Source organism: Flavobacterium oncorhynchi, assembly GCF_002217355.1.
GTDB classification, from domain to species: Bacteria; Bacteroidota; Bacteroidia; order Flavobacteriales; family Flavobacteriaceae; genus Flavobacterium; species Flavobacterium oncorhynchi.
In genome coordinates, this window is sequence record NZ_MUHA01000017.1 from 11,825 (window position 1) to 27,253 (window position 15,429).

Genomic DNA, 15,429 nt, shown 5'->3' on the forward strand with positions numbered 1-15,429 from the left:
TTAAATAAAGTAAACTAAATTTGCATAATATGTTTTTTTGTCTAATTTTACACAACCGATTGTTTTAAATAAAAATAGCACAATCTTGTCATTTCGAGGAACGAGAAATCACACTAGAATCTCCGCACAGAATGTCGCCAATCTTTGCCGAATCCCGCGTGTGATTTCTTCTTCGTCGAAATGACAAAAAAGACAACTAACTAATCAAAAAAATGACCACAAACCCACGAATGACTGACATTTCACAAAAACTATCCATCAAAGAAAAAATTGGATACAGCTTAGGAGACTTAGCTGCTAATTTAGTTTTTCAGACTTTGATGACATATCTGGCGTATTTCTACACCGATATTTACGGATTATCACCAACTGATTCTTCGATCATCATGCTGATTGTTGGATTAATTGCCGCTTTTATTTTTAACCCGATCATTGGAGTTTTAGCAGATAGAACCAGTACAAAATGGGGAAAATTCAGACCTTGGATTTTAATAACTGCAATTCCGCTTGGAGTAGTGGCTTTATTAGCGTTTTCAACTCCCGATTTTTCGTATAAAGGAAAAGTAATTTACGCTGTTGTAACCTATAGTTTATTGTTGCTTTTTTACGCAGGAAACAATCTGCCATATTCTGCTTTAAGCGGCGTTATTACAGGCGATATGAAAGAACGAAATAGCATGTCGTCCTATCGTTTTGTGGCGGTGATGTTTGCCCAGTTTTTTGTTCAGGTTTTTATGCTTGGCATTATCAAAAGTGCTGGAAACGGAGATAAAGCCATCGGAATCGAAAAAGTAATGACTGCATTGGCGATTATTGGAACCATCATGCTTTTAATTACTTTTCTAACGACCAAAGAAAGAATTATTCCGAAACCAGAGCAAAAGTCAAGTGTAAAAGAAGATTTAAGCGATTTAATCAAAAACAGGCCTTGGGTTATTATGCTTTCGCTAACAACTTTAGTTTTTGTGACTTTGGCGATGAAAGGTGGTTCGTATGTGTATTATTTTGAAAATTACGTTGATAAGCAACAATTGGCCATTTTTATTCAGCCTATTTTGGATACTTTATCAAATATCGGATTGAATCATTTTGGCAATGACCCAGTTTCAGCAGGTTTCGGATTGTTTAATGCTGGCGGAATTATCTTTATGATTGTCGGAATTACATTATCGAAAAATCTTGCTGACAAATACGGTAAAAGAAATGTTTTTGGCTTGTTTTTATTCATTTCAACTTTGTTCATTATCGCTTTCTATTTCTATCCGCCAACATCAATAAGGTTGATATTTTTCTCCCAAATCCTGCATGGATTTTTCTACGGAATCACAATCCCAATTCTTTGGGCAATGATTGCCGATGTTGCCGATTATTCAGAATGGTTGAATAATCGCCGCGCAACGGCCATTATTTTTTCGGCAATGATGGTAGGTTTAAAAGCAGGATTAAGTATTGGAGGAGCTTTAACAACTTTATTTTTAGGTTATTTCAACTATGTTCCAAATGCTCCAGAACAATCCCAAACAGCCATAAACGGAATCAAATTATTAGTAAGTGTTTTTCCTGCAATCCCTTTTTTAATTGGAGCTGGATTGCTGTTTTTCTATAAAATAAACAAAGAAATGGAAGTGCAGATTGAAACAGAACTAAAAGAAAGAAGAACTTAATTATTTAAACAAAATAGTACTATGCCTGAAGATAGCATTGAACACATTAATTTTGAGGAAATTAATGACCTGGCGATTTCAAAGCCTTTAGTATCACACATGTACACGGCCGATCCTTCGGCGCATGTATTCAACGGAAAAATTTACATTTACCCATCTCACGATATTGATGCCGGAATTCCGTTTAACGATAATGGTGATCATTTCGGGATGGAAGATTATCATGTTTTTTCGATGGAAGACATTTCATCAGAAGTTGTTGATAATGGTGTTGCGTTGCATGTAGATGATGTGGCCTGGGCCGAAAAGCAAATGTGGGCACCAGATGCAGCGTATAAAAATGGAAAGTATTACTTGTATTTTCCTGCCAAACGTGCCAATGGAATTTTCCAAATTGGTGTTGCCATAGCAGATTCGCCTGTTGGACCTTTTGTTCCTGAAAAAGATGCCATAAAAGGAAGTTACAGCATTGATCCAGCAGTTTTTGAGGACGAGGACGGTAAACATTATATTTATTTTGGCGGAATTTGGGGCGGTCAGCTTCAGAAATACCGCAACAATATATACAATGAAAACAACGAAGAACCTTCAGCAAATGAAAAAGCTTTAGGAGGAGTCGTGGCTTTATTAAGAGACGATATGCTTGAATTTGCGGAAGAACCAAAAGAGATTAAAATTTTGGATGAAAACGGAAATGAAATTCTGGCAGGCGATAATGACCGTCGTTTTTTTGAAGCTTCATGGGTTCACAAATACAAGGAAAAATATTATTTCTCTTATTCAACAGGCGACACGCATTTTATCTGTTATGCGATTGGGGATAACCCTTATGGGCCGTTTACGTATCAGGGAAGAATTTTAAATCCTGTTGTTGGTTGGACATCGCATCATTCGATTTGTGAGGTAGAAGGCGAGTGGTATTTGTTTTATCACGATTCGAGTTTGTCAAAAGGAGTAACACATCTTCGAAGTATGAAAGTAACCAAAATCGATTATCTCGAAGACGGTTCCATTATTACGATCGATCCTTACGGAATAAGAAGATTATTAGATTAAGAAATGAAAAGAAGAAAAACAGGTTTAAAAATTGTTGCAGCAGTCATTTTGATGAGTGCTTTTTCTTCGTGTAAAAAAATTTCGCAAAAATCACAATCGGTTGTGTATTCCGATTATGCTTCTTTTGACTGGTTTGATTACCGAGGAAATGACGATGCGTATCAAAATCTAACAAAATCTGATGCCGATTATTTAAATCCTGTTTTGGCTGGTTTTTATCCAGATCCTACTATTTGCAGGGTTGAGAATAAGTTTTATCTCGTCAATTCTTCTTTTTGCTATTTCCCAGGATTACCTATTTTTGAAAGTACCGATTTGATAAATTGGAAACAAATAGGAAATATTATAAACCGTGCTGAACAAGCCGATTTTGGCAATTCTCGTTTGTCAGGCGGAATGTACGCACCGACGATTCGCTATAACAAAGGAACATTTTATTTGATTTGTACCAATGTAAGCGGAGTCGGTAACTTTATTGTTACAGCTAAAAATCCAGCTGGACCTTGGTCAAATCCAATTGCGTTTCCTGATGTAAACGGAATCGATCCAGATCTCTTTTTTGATGAAGATGGAAAAGTTTATATTACGCATAACGGGCCTCCGCCTAATAATGTTTCGCTTCATGATGGCCATCGCGCCATTTATATGCTGAAATATGATTTGGAAAAACAAAAAACCACAACAAGTCCCAAATTGGTTATTAACGGCGGAACCGATATGTCTAAAAAGCCCGTTTGGATCGAAGGCCCACATGTGATTAAAAAGCCCGGATTTTATTATATGATTTGCGCTCAAGGAGGAACAGGTTTCAATCATTCCGAAGTAGTTTTTAGAAGTAAAAACATTTATGGACCTTATGAAAGTTATGCTAATAATCCCATTTTAACGCAATCGCATTTAGATCCGAATCGTAAAAATTTGGTTTCAACAACGGGTCACGCGGATTTTGTGGAATTGCCAAACGGCGATTGGTGGTCAGTATTTTTAGGTTGCCGACCTTATGAAGGCGATTTATACAATACAGGAAGGGAAACTTTTATGATGCCTGTAGAATGGAAAAACGACTGGCCAGAAATTATAGGAGGAAATGAACCAATTCCGATGATTCATAAACGACCAAATCTTCCACTTTCTAAAGAAAAAACAGAACCATTAAATGGAAATTTTATTTCAAAAGACGATTTTGATTCGAATAAATTAGATTTTAAATGGAGTTTTATCAGAACGCCAAAAGAAAAATGGTACGAACTGATTAATGGAAAATTGCTGATAAAACCAAGACCAGAATCAATTCACACCGAAACGAATTTTTCTTTTATCGGAAGAAGACAACAGCATTTAAAATTTGAAGCCTCTATAAAGTTTGAATTTAATCCGAAGGTTAATTTACAGACGGCTGGTTTAACGGCTTTTCAAAACGAAAAACATTATTTTTTAATTGGAAAACGTCTGAACGCCGATCATAAATTGGAAGTTTTTGTTGAAAGAACTGCGGATAAAATTAATAACGGAAAATCGGAAATTATTGCAAAGAAAGAACTTTTGGATTCTGATAAGCCATTGTTTGTGAAGATTGAAGGAAATGGAAGATTCTATAGTTTTTATTATAAATCGACAGAAAAACAAGATTGGATTTTATTGATAAAAGATGTTGATGGCTCGATTTTGAGTACAAAAGAAGCAGGAGGTTTTGTGGGGACATATTTAGGAATGTATGCGTCGAGTGAGCATTTTGAGAGATAGTTTTCGCAACGTTTAGTCATTGTGAGGAACGAAACAATCTCACGCGGAATTCGCAAAAGTTATAACCGCAATATTTGTCATTTCGACGGAGGAGAAATCTCCACGAGTAGCTCGACAAAGATTGACGATATGCTTTTGCGGAGTTTCTAGTGTGATTTCTCCTTCGTCGAAATGACAAGATTGTCTCTTGAAACCGTTTTGCGTGAGGGATAGAAGTGGAAAGCCCGGAGCCTGACGAAGGAAGTGCGAGGACTTGCAACGGATAGCCCGACCCGCCTTTTTCGGCGGGGCACGCCCAAATTATTAGAATAAAAGAGCTTTAAAAAAATAACATAATTCATGTAAAAAATAATTTTTTATAAAAGTTTTTTAGCTACTTTAGCATAACAGAACGGAACAGAACGGTATGCTAAAAGAAGAAGAAAAATTTGAGTTTATAATGAATCACGAAAGTGACATTCCGAAGTACCAACAGTTAGTTGACGGAATCACAAATTCGATTGCGGAGAATATTTTGCAAAAGGGAGATTTGCTTCCGTCTGTGAATGTGATCTGCAAAACGTATCAGCTTTCGAGAGATACGGTTTTTAAGGCGTATTCGATTTTAAAAGAGCAGAAAGTAATTGATTCTGTACCTAACAAAGGCTATTATGTAGCTGGAGAAACCAGAAAAGTGCTTTTAGTTTTAGATACGTTTAAGGCTTATAAAGAGGTTTTGTATCATTCGTTTGTGAATAATTTACCGGATAATGTGATTACCGATGTGCAGTTTCATCATTATAATATTGATGTTTTTAAAACGATCATCAATAACGGAATCGGGAAGTATTACAAATACGTGGTGATGAATTTTGATCACAAAGAAATTGCTCCGGCTTTGTCGGCAATTTCGAAAGATAAATTGCTTTTGATTGACTGGAATATTCACACTGATAAAACGAATAATTATGTTTTTCAGGATTTCGGGAAAGCGTTTTATGAGTCTTTGACAGAAGCGACTGATTTGTTTAAAAAGTATAAAAAGATACAATTTGTGTATCCGGATTTTACAAATCACCCAAAAGAAACGGTTGAGTTTTTTAAGAAATTCTGTGCTGATTTCAACTTTGAATTTGAAATTATTACAGATCCTAAAAAGTTTAATATAGAAAAAGGAATGGCTTATATCAGTGTAAGCGACAGGATTTTGGGACACTTTTTAGAACAATGCAAAGAGAAAGATTTTGAACCGGGAAAAGACGTTGGATTTTTATCGTACAACGAAACCCCGATGAAGAAATTTATATACAAAGGAATTTCGGTTGTATCAACTGATTTTAAAGAAATAGGAACCAAAGCAGCGGCATTTATTACGCATGACGAAGATACTCAGTGTTATGTGCCGACAAAATTAATAATAAGAGAATCATTGTAAGTATGTATTATATTGGATATGATATTGGAAGTTCTTCTGTCAAGGCAGCCTTGGTAGAAGCAGAAACGGGTAAAAAAGTGATCGTTTTGAATGAACCGCAAAACGAAATGGAAATCCTTTCGATTCACCCAGACTGGGCAGAACAAGATCCTGAAATATGGTGGCAGCACATTTGTACGGCGACTAAAAGAGCCATTCGTGAATCAAATATCGATGCCTCGAAAATTCAGGGAATTGGTATTTCGTACCAAATGCATGGATTGGTAATTGTTGACAAAGATAACGCTCCGTTACGAAATTCAATTATCTGGTGCGACAGCCGTGCGGTTGAAATTGGAAATACCGCTTTCGCCGAAATTGGAGAAGAAAAATGCATGTCGCATTTATTGAATTCGCCAGGAAATTTTACCGCTTCTAAACTGAAATGGGTTAAAGAAAATGAACCTGCGATTTACAATAAAATCTCAAAATATATGCTTCCGGGAGATTATATCGCTTTGAAATTGACAGGCGAAGTAACGACAACTAAAAATGGTTTGTCTGAAGGAATGCTTTGGGATTATAAAGAAAATAAAGTAGCCGACTGGCTTTTAGAATATTACGGAATTGATACCGCATTGACTCCAAAAATTGTAGAAAATTTTACGAATCAAGGAGTTGTTACTGAAAAAGCTGCTGCAGAATCAGGTCTTCCTGCCGGAATTCCAATTGCGTATAGAGCGGGAGATCAGCCGAATAATGCTTTGTCATTAAATGTGCTTCGTCCGGGAGAAGTTGCAGCAACAGGTGGTACGTCGGGCGTTTTTTATGCTGTGACAGAAACAAATTCAGGAAAAAGTACTCGTGTAAACAACTTCGTTCATGTGAATTATGGGGAATCAAATCCGAGAGTTGGGAAATTGCTGAATATAAACGGAGCAGGAATCCAATACCGATGGATGCGAAACAATATCGGAAATGAATCCTATGAAGAAATGAATGAAAAAGCATCTCAGATAAATGTAGGTTCGCAAGGATTGGTTGTCATTCCGTTTGGAAATGGCGCTGAAAGAATGTTCAATAATAAAAATATTGGATCTCATATTTTAAACCTGAATTTTAATATTCATACCAACGCGCATTTATTCAGAGCATCTTTGGAAGCCATTGCATTTTCTTTTGTGTACGGAATGGAATGCTTGAAAGATGATAATGCAACGATTAATGTAATTAGAGCTGGAAATGATAATTTATTCCGTTCTGAAATTTTCTCTAATACAGTTGCCACATTAATTGGTCACGAAATAGAAATTTACAATACAACAGGAGCGGTAGGAGCAGCAAGAGCAGTTGGCTTGACAGATGGTGACTTTGAAAAATTTGGTTCAGGAATTACAACGAACGATCATGTAATGACCTTTTTGCCTCTAAAAAACAAAGAGGAATACGAAACGGCATATAAAAAATGGAAACAAGAATTAGAATTAATAATAACAACTAAATAAAAAAATCAAATGATAGTTTTAGGAGATAAAGAATACTACAAAGGTATTGGCCAAATTAAATTTGAAGGAAAAGAATCAGACAATCCGTTGGCATTTAAATATTACAATCCAGACCAGATTGTAGCTGGAAAAACAATGCGTGAGCACTTTAAGTTTGCTATTGCTTACTGGCATACTTTCTGCGGACAAGGAAGCGATCCATTCGGGCCAGGAACACAGCAATTTGCTTGGGATGCTTCATCAGATCCATATCAGGCAGCGAAAGATAAGGCAGATGCTGCTTTTGAATTCATCAGTAAAATGGGATTTGATTATTTCTGTTTCCACGATTATGATTTGATTGCTGAAGGACCAACTTTCGTAGAATCAGAAAAACGTTTGGCATTCATTACAGAATACTTAAAAGAGAAAAAAGCAGCATCTGGAATTAAATTGCTTTGGGGAACTTCAAACTGTTTCTCAAATCCAAGATTCATGAACGGAGCGGCTACAAATCCTGATTTTAATGTAGTAGCAAGAGCGGGTGGTCAAGTAAAATTAGCGCTTGATGCAACAATTGCTTTAGGTGGAGAAAACTACGTTTTCTGGGGTGGTAGAGAAGGTTATATGTCTTTACTAAACACAGATATGGGAAGAGAATTAGACCATATGGCACAATTCTTAGCAATGTCTAGAGACTATGCAAGATCTCAAGGTTTTAAAGGAACTTTCTTCATCGAGCCAAAACCAATGGAGCCATCTAAACACCAATACGATTTTGACTCAGCAACTGCAATTGGATTCTTGAAAAATTATGGTTTAGATAAAGATTTCAAAATCAATATCGAGGTAAACCACGCTACATTGGCACAGCATACTTTCCAACATGAATTAGAAGTAGCGGCAAAAGCAGGAATGTTAGGAAGTATCGACGCAAACAGAGGAGATTACCAAAATGGATGGGATACAGACCAGTTCCCAAATAACATTCAAGAAACTACTGAAGCGATGTTGGTTTTCTTAAAAGCGGGCGGATTACAAGGCGGTGGAGTTAACTTTGATGCTAAAATCAGAAGAAACTCTACAGATTTAGAAGATGTTTTCTTAGCGCACATTGGCGGAGCTGATACTTTTGCAAGAGCTTTACTGACAGCAGATAAAATCATCACTTCTTCTCCTTACGAAAAATTAAGAACGGAAAGATACAGCTCATTCGATTCTGGAAAAGGAAAAGATTTTGCAGATGGAAAATTAAACCTTAAAGATCTTTATACTATCGCTCACGAAAATGGAGAATTAAATCTTCAAAGCGGTAAACAAGAATTGTTTGAAAATATCATCAATCAATATATTTAATAATTTATTTAAACACATAGAAACATAGGTTTGAGTCTTATTAATTAAGGTTGTTTTAAAAAATCTAGATTTTAACACATAGTCTATGTTTGTTAAAACAAGTGAAACGCCTTTATAGACAAAGAAAACTATGTTTCTATGTGTTTAAAATTTATTAGTGAAAAATTATCTAAAAAATAAAACTACAATATGATAGCCGTATAAAGTAAAAATTATTCAGCAGTTATTTTTATAATTTTTTTAGATGTTAATAGAGAAAATGTGTATTAAGATTATGGCTTTTTTGCATTGAGATTTAAGAAAAACAGATTGAAGGTTTAGTTACTGTTTTTTGAAAATTGAAACGAATAAAAAGTCAGTTTGATAAAATAATAAGTGAGTTTTTTTTATTGAAGGTTTTTTGAAGAGCAGAATCAATCAAAATGCACATTTTTTACGCACTAGAATGTAGACGCACTAAAGTGCGCCTCTATTAATTTATTTACACAAAGAAATACTTACAGTTTTGTCATTTCGACGAAGGAGAAATCTCCACGAGAAGCTCCACAAAGATTGGACTCTCTATACGGAGTTACTTGCGGGGATTTCTCCTTCGTCGAAATGACAAATTATACGGTTATACTTCGTGATAAACCGTATTGAAACTCGATTATAACCAACCACAAACCAAAAAACTTATGAAATTTTTTATTGACACTGCCAATCTTCAGGACATTGAAGAAGCGCAGGCTTTAGGCGTTCTAGACGGCGTTACCACCAATCCGTCTTTAATGGCAAAAGAAGGCATTACAGGAAAAGAAAATATCCTGAAACACTATTTAGATATTTGTAATATCGTTGACGGCGATGTTTCGGCTGAGGTAATTTCGACTGAATTTGATGGAATGATCAAAGAAGGAGAAGAATTGGCGGCTTTGCATCCTCAGATCGTAGTGAAACTGCCAATGATTGGTGATGGTATAAAAGCCTGTAGATACTTTTCTTCAAAAGGAATCAAAACCAATGTAACTCTAGTGTTTTCTGCTGGTCAGGCTTTGCTTGCGGCTAAAGCTGGAGCGACATACGTTTCTCCATTTTTAGGACGTTTAGATGATGTTTCGACAGATGGAATGCATCTTATAGAAGAAATTAGAGAAATCTACGATAATTACAATTATCAAACGCAGATTCTATCAGCTTCAGTAAGACATACAATGCATATTGTAAATTGTGCTAAAGTAGGATCAGACGTTATGACAGGTCCACTTTCTGCGATTAAAGGATTATTGAAACATCCGTTAACAGATATTGGTTTAAAGCAATTTGTTGAAGATGCAAAAAAAATGAATCTGTAATATAATAGAATCCATTTTTTACTTTTTTTTGGGCTCCCCTCCAGCTATTCTGAGGGGAGTTTTTTATACAATAAAAGCAACCGATTGTTACTGTTTTATTTTTTGTAAGAAATGTATTGTTTAGAGGTTAATTGTTTGATGTGCAGTTTGTAATGTCTTTTAAGTCTTGTTTTATAAGGGATTGTTAAGGATTTAGTTTAGTTTGATTTTCAATAGAATATTGCGAAGCTTTAGTCGGTTTAAAAAAAATATAGAAATTTAACATTTTATACTTTTTTTAAGATTTAGAGCTAAACAATTTATTATCTCTAACGTTTTCGTTGTGATTAAGCCTGTTTTTGATGATTGTTTATTTATTTTTGATTATTTGTGTTTAAAACGTTTTTTTTTAATGGTATTTTTTTTAAATTGAGAAAAAAAATTAACGCAACCGATTGTGTGTTGTTGTTTTTTGCATATATTTGTTTTGACTATAAGCTGTTATTTGTCTGATTTTAAAAAAGGGAAAATGATAGTAAGTCTGTTAAAAAAAGAAAAACTAACTAAACCATACTATTAACTTATTAAACCAATTATTTATGACTAACTTTTTAATTACTAAAAGCAGATCAAAATACTTTAAGAATTTGGGATTCTTGATCCTGATACTGGTATTTTCTGCTGCAGTAAATGCGCAAATTACTGTATCAGGTACTGTATCTGATAGTAATGGACCAATACCAGGTGTTAATATTATTGTGAAAGGAACAAAGACAAGCACCGTTTCTAATTTTGATGGAACGTACACACTTCAATCTGTTCCTGCAAATAGTATTTTGGTCTTTAGCTTCATAGGATATAAAACACATGAAGTTTCGGTAAATAATAAAACTAAAATTGATGCTTTACTGGAAGAGAACTTAAATGATTTGAAAGAAGTTGTAGTTGTTGGATATGGAACTGTAAAAAGAGCAGATTTAACAGGAGCAGTTTCTACAGTCAGCAGTACAGCAATAACTCAATCTGTTGCAACAACAATCGATCAGGTTTTACAAGGACGTGCTGCTGGGGTGCAAATTCAACAGAATAGTGGTACGCCGGGAGGAAGTTCTTCGGTACGTATTCGTGGGATAAGTTCTATTACAGGTTCAAATGAACCTATTTATGTAATCGATGGTGTAATAATTGATGGAAACACAGGCTCTTTAAATTCAAATCCGCTTGCAGGAATCAACCCAAATGATATTGCTTCGATTGATATTTTGAAAGATGCCTCGGCAACAGCAATTTATGGTTCAAGAGCTGCAAATGGTGTTATTATGGTGACTACCAAAACGGGTAGAAAAGGAGATTTGACTTTAAACTTTGACAGTTACGTAGGATGGCAGCAAATGCCAAAAGAGTTACAAGTATTAAATCTTAGAGAATATGGTACTCTTAAAAATACTCGTGCTGATTTAGGAATCGTTCAAAGAGATCCTTATTTTATTCGCCCTGATTTATTAGGAGAAGGAACAAACTGGCAGGACGAATTATTTCAAACAGCTTTAATTCAAAATTATAATTTATCAGCTTCTGGCGGTTCTGATAACACTACTTATGCATTAGGGATGTCATATTTTGACCAGGAAGGGACTATAATTGGTTCTTCTTTTGATCGTATGACTCTTCGTGGAGTAATTGATTCTCAGGTAAAGAAATGGATGAAAGTTGGAGTGAATATGAATGTTTACAAAACTAATCAGGTTACAACAGTAAACGATGATTCAGTAATTCTAACTGCGCTGAAACAAACTCCAAATGTTGCTGCACGTAATGCCGATGGTACTTTTGATGGCCCAGATACGACAGAATTTGTTCAAACAAATCCATTAGGAATTGCTTTGTTGAAAGATAATCATGCTAAAAACTATGGAATTAGAGGAAATGCTTATGCTGAAATCAGTTTTACAAAAGATTTAAAATTCAAAACTCAATATTCGCTGGATTATGGTTTTGGAAATAACTACACTTTCAATCCATCTTATACTTTTGGTGCATTGTCTAATGAAGTGAGAGAAGGAAGCAGAACAAAATCGACAAGTGAAAACTGGATTTGGAATAATTTATTGACTTATAATAAAGTACTTGGAAAACACAGTATTAATTCTATGTTAGGTCAAGAATTACAGGAACAAAAATGGGAAAATCTTTATGGATATCGTTCTGGATATTTAACAAACGGAGCTACAGATTTAAATGCAGGTGACCCAACAACAGCAAGAAACTCAAACGCAAGTTCTACAAGATCACTTAGTTCTTATTTTGCAAGAGCTGCGTATTCATTTGATGATAGATACTTTTTAACAGGAACTATTAGAAGAGATGGATCTTCGCAATTTGCGGAAGATAACAAATGGGATTGGTTTCCGGCAGCAGGTTTAGCATGGAAAATATCAAGTGAAGGATTTTTAAAAGAGAATCAGACGATTAACAATTTGAAATTACGAGCAGGATGGGGAGTTACAGGTAATTCAACTGTACCAAATAATGCTTACACATCTGTATATGGCACATCTGCAACAAATTGGGGAAGTGGTCAAATTGCAACAAATACAGCTAATCCAGATTTAAAATGGGAAAAAACAAATCAAACTAATATTGGTTTAGATCTTGGACTTTTCAATAATAGAATCGAAGTTACAGCCGATGTTTATTACAAGAAGACAGATGATTTATTATTAAGATTATCACTTCCAGCTTATGTTGGTACAACAGGGCAGGGATCTACAGCGCCTCCTTATGCTAATATTGGATCATTAGAAAATAAAGGTATTGAGTTTACAATAAACACAATAAATATGCAGCGAGAAGATTTTCTTTGGAAATCAAATTTTAATATCTCGATGAATAGATTTAAAGTCTTGAAATTGAATTCAGAATCTGGAGTTTACGATCAGACTTTACAACAAGGTTCTGATGTAACAGTGGTTACTCGCAGCGCCGTAGGACAGACATTGGGTCAATTTTACGGATATAAAGTTATTGGGCGTTTTGAAAAAGCAACTGATTTTTATTATAAAGATGCAAGCGGAACAGTAAAACCAACAGCGCTCCCAGAAGGAATGCAGATTGGAGAAAACGGAGTTTGGATCGGTGATTATATGTTTGAAGATGTAAACAAAGACGGAGTGATCAATGAGAAAGACGCGGGTTACATTGGAAATCCTAATCCAGATTTTACTTTCGGATTTACCAACAGCTTTTCTTTCAAAGGATTTGATGTGAGTATAATGTTTACAGGATCTTACGGAAACGATGTTTTAAATTATCAAAGACGCTGGTTAGAAAATCCTCGTGAGAATACCAACTTATTGAAAACAGCTTTAGGATATGCACAATTAGAATTAATTGATCCAACTGGGCCAAACGATTATCGCAATGTACAAATTGTAGGCGGAGATCCATATATGCCAAGAATTGGAGCTTCATCAGCATCTTCGGCCTCTAATTATCGTTTGAGCAACAGATTTGTAGAAGACGGATCTTATGTTAGACTTAAAAATATTTCATTAGGCTATAATCTGCCTAAGAGTTTATATTCTAAATATGGAATTTCAAATATCAAAGTATATTCAAATATGCAGAATGTTTTGACTTTTACAAAGTATAAAGGATATGATCCAGAAGTTGGTGCAATAAATCAAAACCAACTTTTAAATGGCATTGATAACGGACGTTATCCTTCGCCGGTAACAACTACTCTTGGAATAAATGTTAATTTCTAAAAACTGCACAATGAAAACAAAGAAAATATTTTATACGGCTTTAATTATTGCATTGCCATTTGTTTGGACGAGTTGCAGCGACATTTTAGACGTTGAACCAAATGATGTAATTACTAAAGAGAATTTTTATAAAACGGAGTCTGATTTTCAGGCTGCAACAGGACCTTTATACAACAAAGTATGGTTCGATTTTAATGACAAATTTTATTATGGTTTAGGCGATGGACGTGCTGCAAATATGTATGCTCCTTTTTCAGATTACGTTTATCCATTTACAGATTTAACAGAAACTGGATTAACAGGGCCGTTGGTTTCAGCTTGGGCTTCGTTGTACAATGTAGTTCAACAATCTAATAATGTGATTATCGGAATTTCTGGAAGTCCGCTTAGCGATGCTGTCAAAAATAAATATATTGCCGAAGCTCGTTTTATGAGAGGAACAGCATACTGGTATTTGGCTTCGTTATGGGGAGACGTAATTATTTCAACAGATCCGAGAGAATTGGTAAAAAATCCAATCGTAAACAAAAATCCAATGAAAGATGTTTATGAGTTTTCTATGCGTGATTTAGAATTTGCGGCTAAATATCTTCCAGAAACTGCAGGTCAGGCAGGGCGTTTAACAAAATACAGCGCATTCGGAATGCTGTCTCGTGTTTACTTGTCATTTTCAGGAGTTAGTGATAATCCAAACAGTGGAACCCGCAATCAAACATATCTTGATTTAGCAAAAAAAGCAGCCGAAAAAGTGATTAGTTCTGGGCCATATAGTTTGATGACAAATTATGAAGATTTATTCATGATTGATAATAACAACAATACAGAATCCATGTTTGCTTTACAATGGGTGCCAAACGGTGATTATGGAGTAAACAATACACAGCAGGCTTATTTTGCATTAGGTTCTGATATTACTGGCGACGATGCAGCTTGGGGATATTGGACAAGAGCTTCTTATAATGTTTTGCAAGAATATGAGTCAAAAGATCTTCGCCGTAAAGCAACTTTTATGGGGAATAAAGATCATTATGCCGAAATCAACAAAGCAAATGGAGGTTACACGGTTGATCACGGAAATGATTTCCTTACCATAAAAAAAGGAGTTGTAGGTTCTACAAAAGACAATTCTAAAATCACCCGTATGAATTCGGCCTTAAATACTTATATGCTGCGTTTGGCAGAAGTTTATTTAAACTATGCCGAGGCTGCCTTAGGAAATAATGCAACAACGGCAGATGCAACGGCACTTATGGAAGTAAACAAATTACGTACACGTGCTGGTTTAGATCCAAAAACGACATTGACTTATGCCGATATTATTCATGAAAGACGAGTTGAATTGTGTATGGAAGGACAATATTGGTACGATTTAGTTCGCAGAGCTTACTACAAACAACAAGAAGTAATCAATTATGTTACAGCACAAAATAGAGGAACAATAACTCCAATTTTGTATGACACAGCAACTAATAAAGTTACAGTTGACGCTTCAAAAAGTACTAGTCCAAGAGCTATTGGTGTAATTGATGCAACAATATTCACGCTTCCTTATCCAGAATCTGAGTTAGTTCAGAATCCGTTATTGAGAGAAAATCCTGTTCCGTATCAGTTTACAGAAGAGAAAATTAAAGACTTATTCTAGTATTCAGAAAT

9 protein-coding genes are annotated in these 15,429 nt (G+C 35.1%); all 9 read left to right on the forward strand.

Annotated elements, in window-relative coordinates; translation table 11 throughout:
• Window positions 1-230: 230 nt before the first annotated feature.
• Window positions 231-1,664 carry an MFS transporter gene (locus tag B0A75_RS12235; protein ID WP_089054642.1) on the forward strand — a complete coding sequence of 478 codons (1,434 nt, stop codon included), beginning with the start codon at window positions 231-233 and terminating at the stop codon, window positions 1,662-1,664.
• A 21-nt stretch (window positions 1,665-1,685) separates the two neighbouring features.
• Window positions 1,686-2,720, forward strand: coding sequence for a glycoside hydrolase family 43 protein (locus B0A75_RS12240; protein WP_089054560.1), 1,035 nt, complete (start codon window positions 1,686-1,688; stop codon window positions 2,718-2,720).
• 3 nt (window positions 2,721-2,723) lie between these two features.
• Window positions 2,724-4,463, forward strand: a complete 1,740-nt coding sequence (locus B0A75_RS12245) for a glycoside hydrolase family 43 protein (RefSeq protein ID WP_089054561.1) — start codon at window positions 2,724-2,726, stop codon at window positions 4,461-4,463.
• A 406-nt stretch (window positions 4,464-4,869) separates the two neighbouring features.
• Window positions 4,870-5,877 carry a GntR family transcriptional regulator gene (locus B0A75_RS12250; protein ID WP_089054562.1) on the forward strand — a complete coding sequence of 336 codons (1,008 nt, stop codon included), beginning with the start codon at window positions 4,870-4,872 and terminating at the stop codon, window positions 5,875-5,877.
• A gap of 2 nt (window positions 5,878-5,879) precedes the next feature.
• The gene (locus B0A75_RS12255) at window positions 5,880-7,361 is read left to right on the forward strand and encodes a xylulokinase (RefSeq protein ID WP_089054563.1); all 1,482 of its coding nucleotides are present in this window, start codon (window positions 5,880-5,882) and stop codon (window positions 7,359-7,361) included.
• A gap of 9 nt (window positions 7,362-7,370) precedes the next feature.
• Window positions 7,371-8,696: a xylose isomerase gene (gene xylA / locus B0A75_RS12260; protein ID WP_089054564.1), complete on the forward strand. Its 1,326-nt coding sequence runs from the start codon at window positions 7,371-7,373 to the stop codon at window positions 8,694-8,696.
• Between the two features lie 677 nt (window positions 8,697-9,373).
• Window positions 9,374-10,030 carry a fructose-6-phosphate aldolase gene (fsa, locus tag B0A75_RS12265; protein WP_089054565.1) on the forward strand — a complete coding sequence of 219 codons (657 nt, stop codon included), beginning with the start codon at window positions 9,374-9,376 and terminating at the stop codon, window positions 10,028-10,030.
• Between the two features lie 578 nt (window positions 10,031-10,608).
• Window positions 10,609-13,776 (forward strand): SusC/RagA family TonB-linked outer membrane protein, encoded by a 3,168-nt coding sequence (locus B0A75_RS12270; protein WP_089054566.1) that lies wholly within the window; start codon window positions 10,609-10,611, stop codon window positions 13,774-13,776.
• A gap of 10 nt (window positions 13,777-13,786) precedes the next feature.
• On the forward strand, window positions 13,787-15,418 hold the full coding sequence (locus B0A75_RS12275) for a RagB/SusD family nutrient uptake outer membrane protein (protein ID WP_089054643.1): 1,632 nt from the start codon (window positions 13,787-13,789) through the stop codon (window positions 15,416-15,418).
• Window positions 15,419-15,429: the final 11 nt, after the last annotated feature.

Excerpts from the sequence above, each read along its gene's own strand:
- B0A75_RS12235 (WP_089054642.1), top strand. The coding sequence starts at position 231 with ATGACTGACATTTCACAAAAACTATCCATCAAAGAAAAAATTGGATAC.
- B0A75_RS12240 (WP_089054560.1), top strand. The coding sequence starts at position 1,686 with ATGCCTGAAGATAGCATTGAACACATTAATTTTGAGGAAATTAATGAC.
- B0A75_RS12245 (WP_089054561.1), top strand. The coding sequence starts at position 2,724 with ATGAAAAGAAGAAAAACAGGTTTAAAAATTGTTGCAGCAGTCATTTTG.
- B0A75_RS12250 (WP_089054562.1), top strand. The coding sequence starts at position 4,870 with ATGCTAAAAGAAGAAGAAAAATTTGAGTTTATAATGAATCACGAAAGT.
- B0A75_RS12255 (WP_089054563.1), top strand. The coding sequence starts at position 5,880 with ATGTATTATATTGGATATGATATTGGAAGTTCTTCTGTCAAGGCAGCC.
- xylA (WP_089054564.1), top strand. The coding sequence starts at position 7,371 with ATGATAGTTTTAGGAGATAAAGAATACTACAAAGGTATTGGCCAAATT.
- fsa (WP_089054565.1), top strand. The coding sequence starts at position 9,374 with ATGAAATTTTTTATTGACACTGCCAATCTTCAGGACATTGAAGAAGCG.
- B0A75_RS12270 (WP_089054566.1), top strand. The coding sequence starts at position 10,609 with ATGACTAACTTTTTAATTACTAAAAGCAGATCAAAATACTTTAAGAAT.
- B0A75_RS12275 (WP_089054643.1), top strand. The coding sequence starts at position 13,787 with ATGAAAACAAAGAAAATATTTTATACGGCTTTAATTATTGCATTGCCA.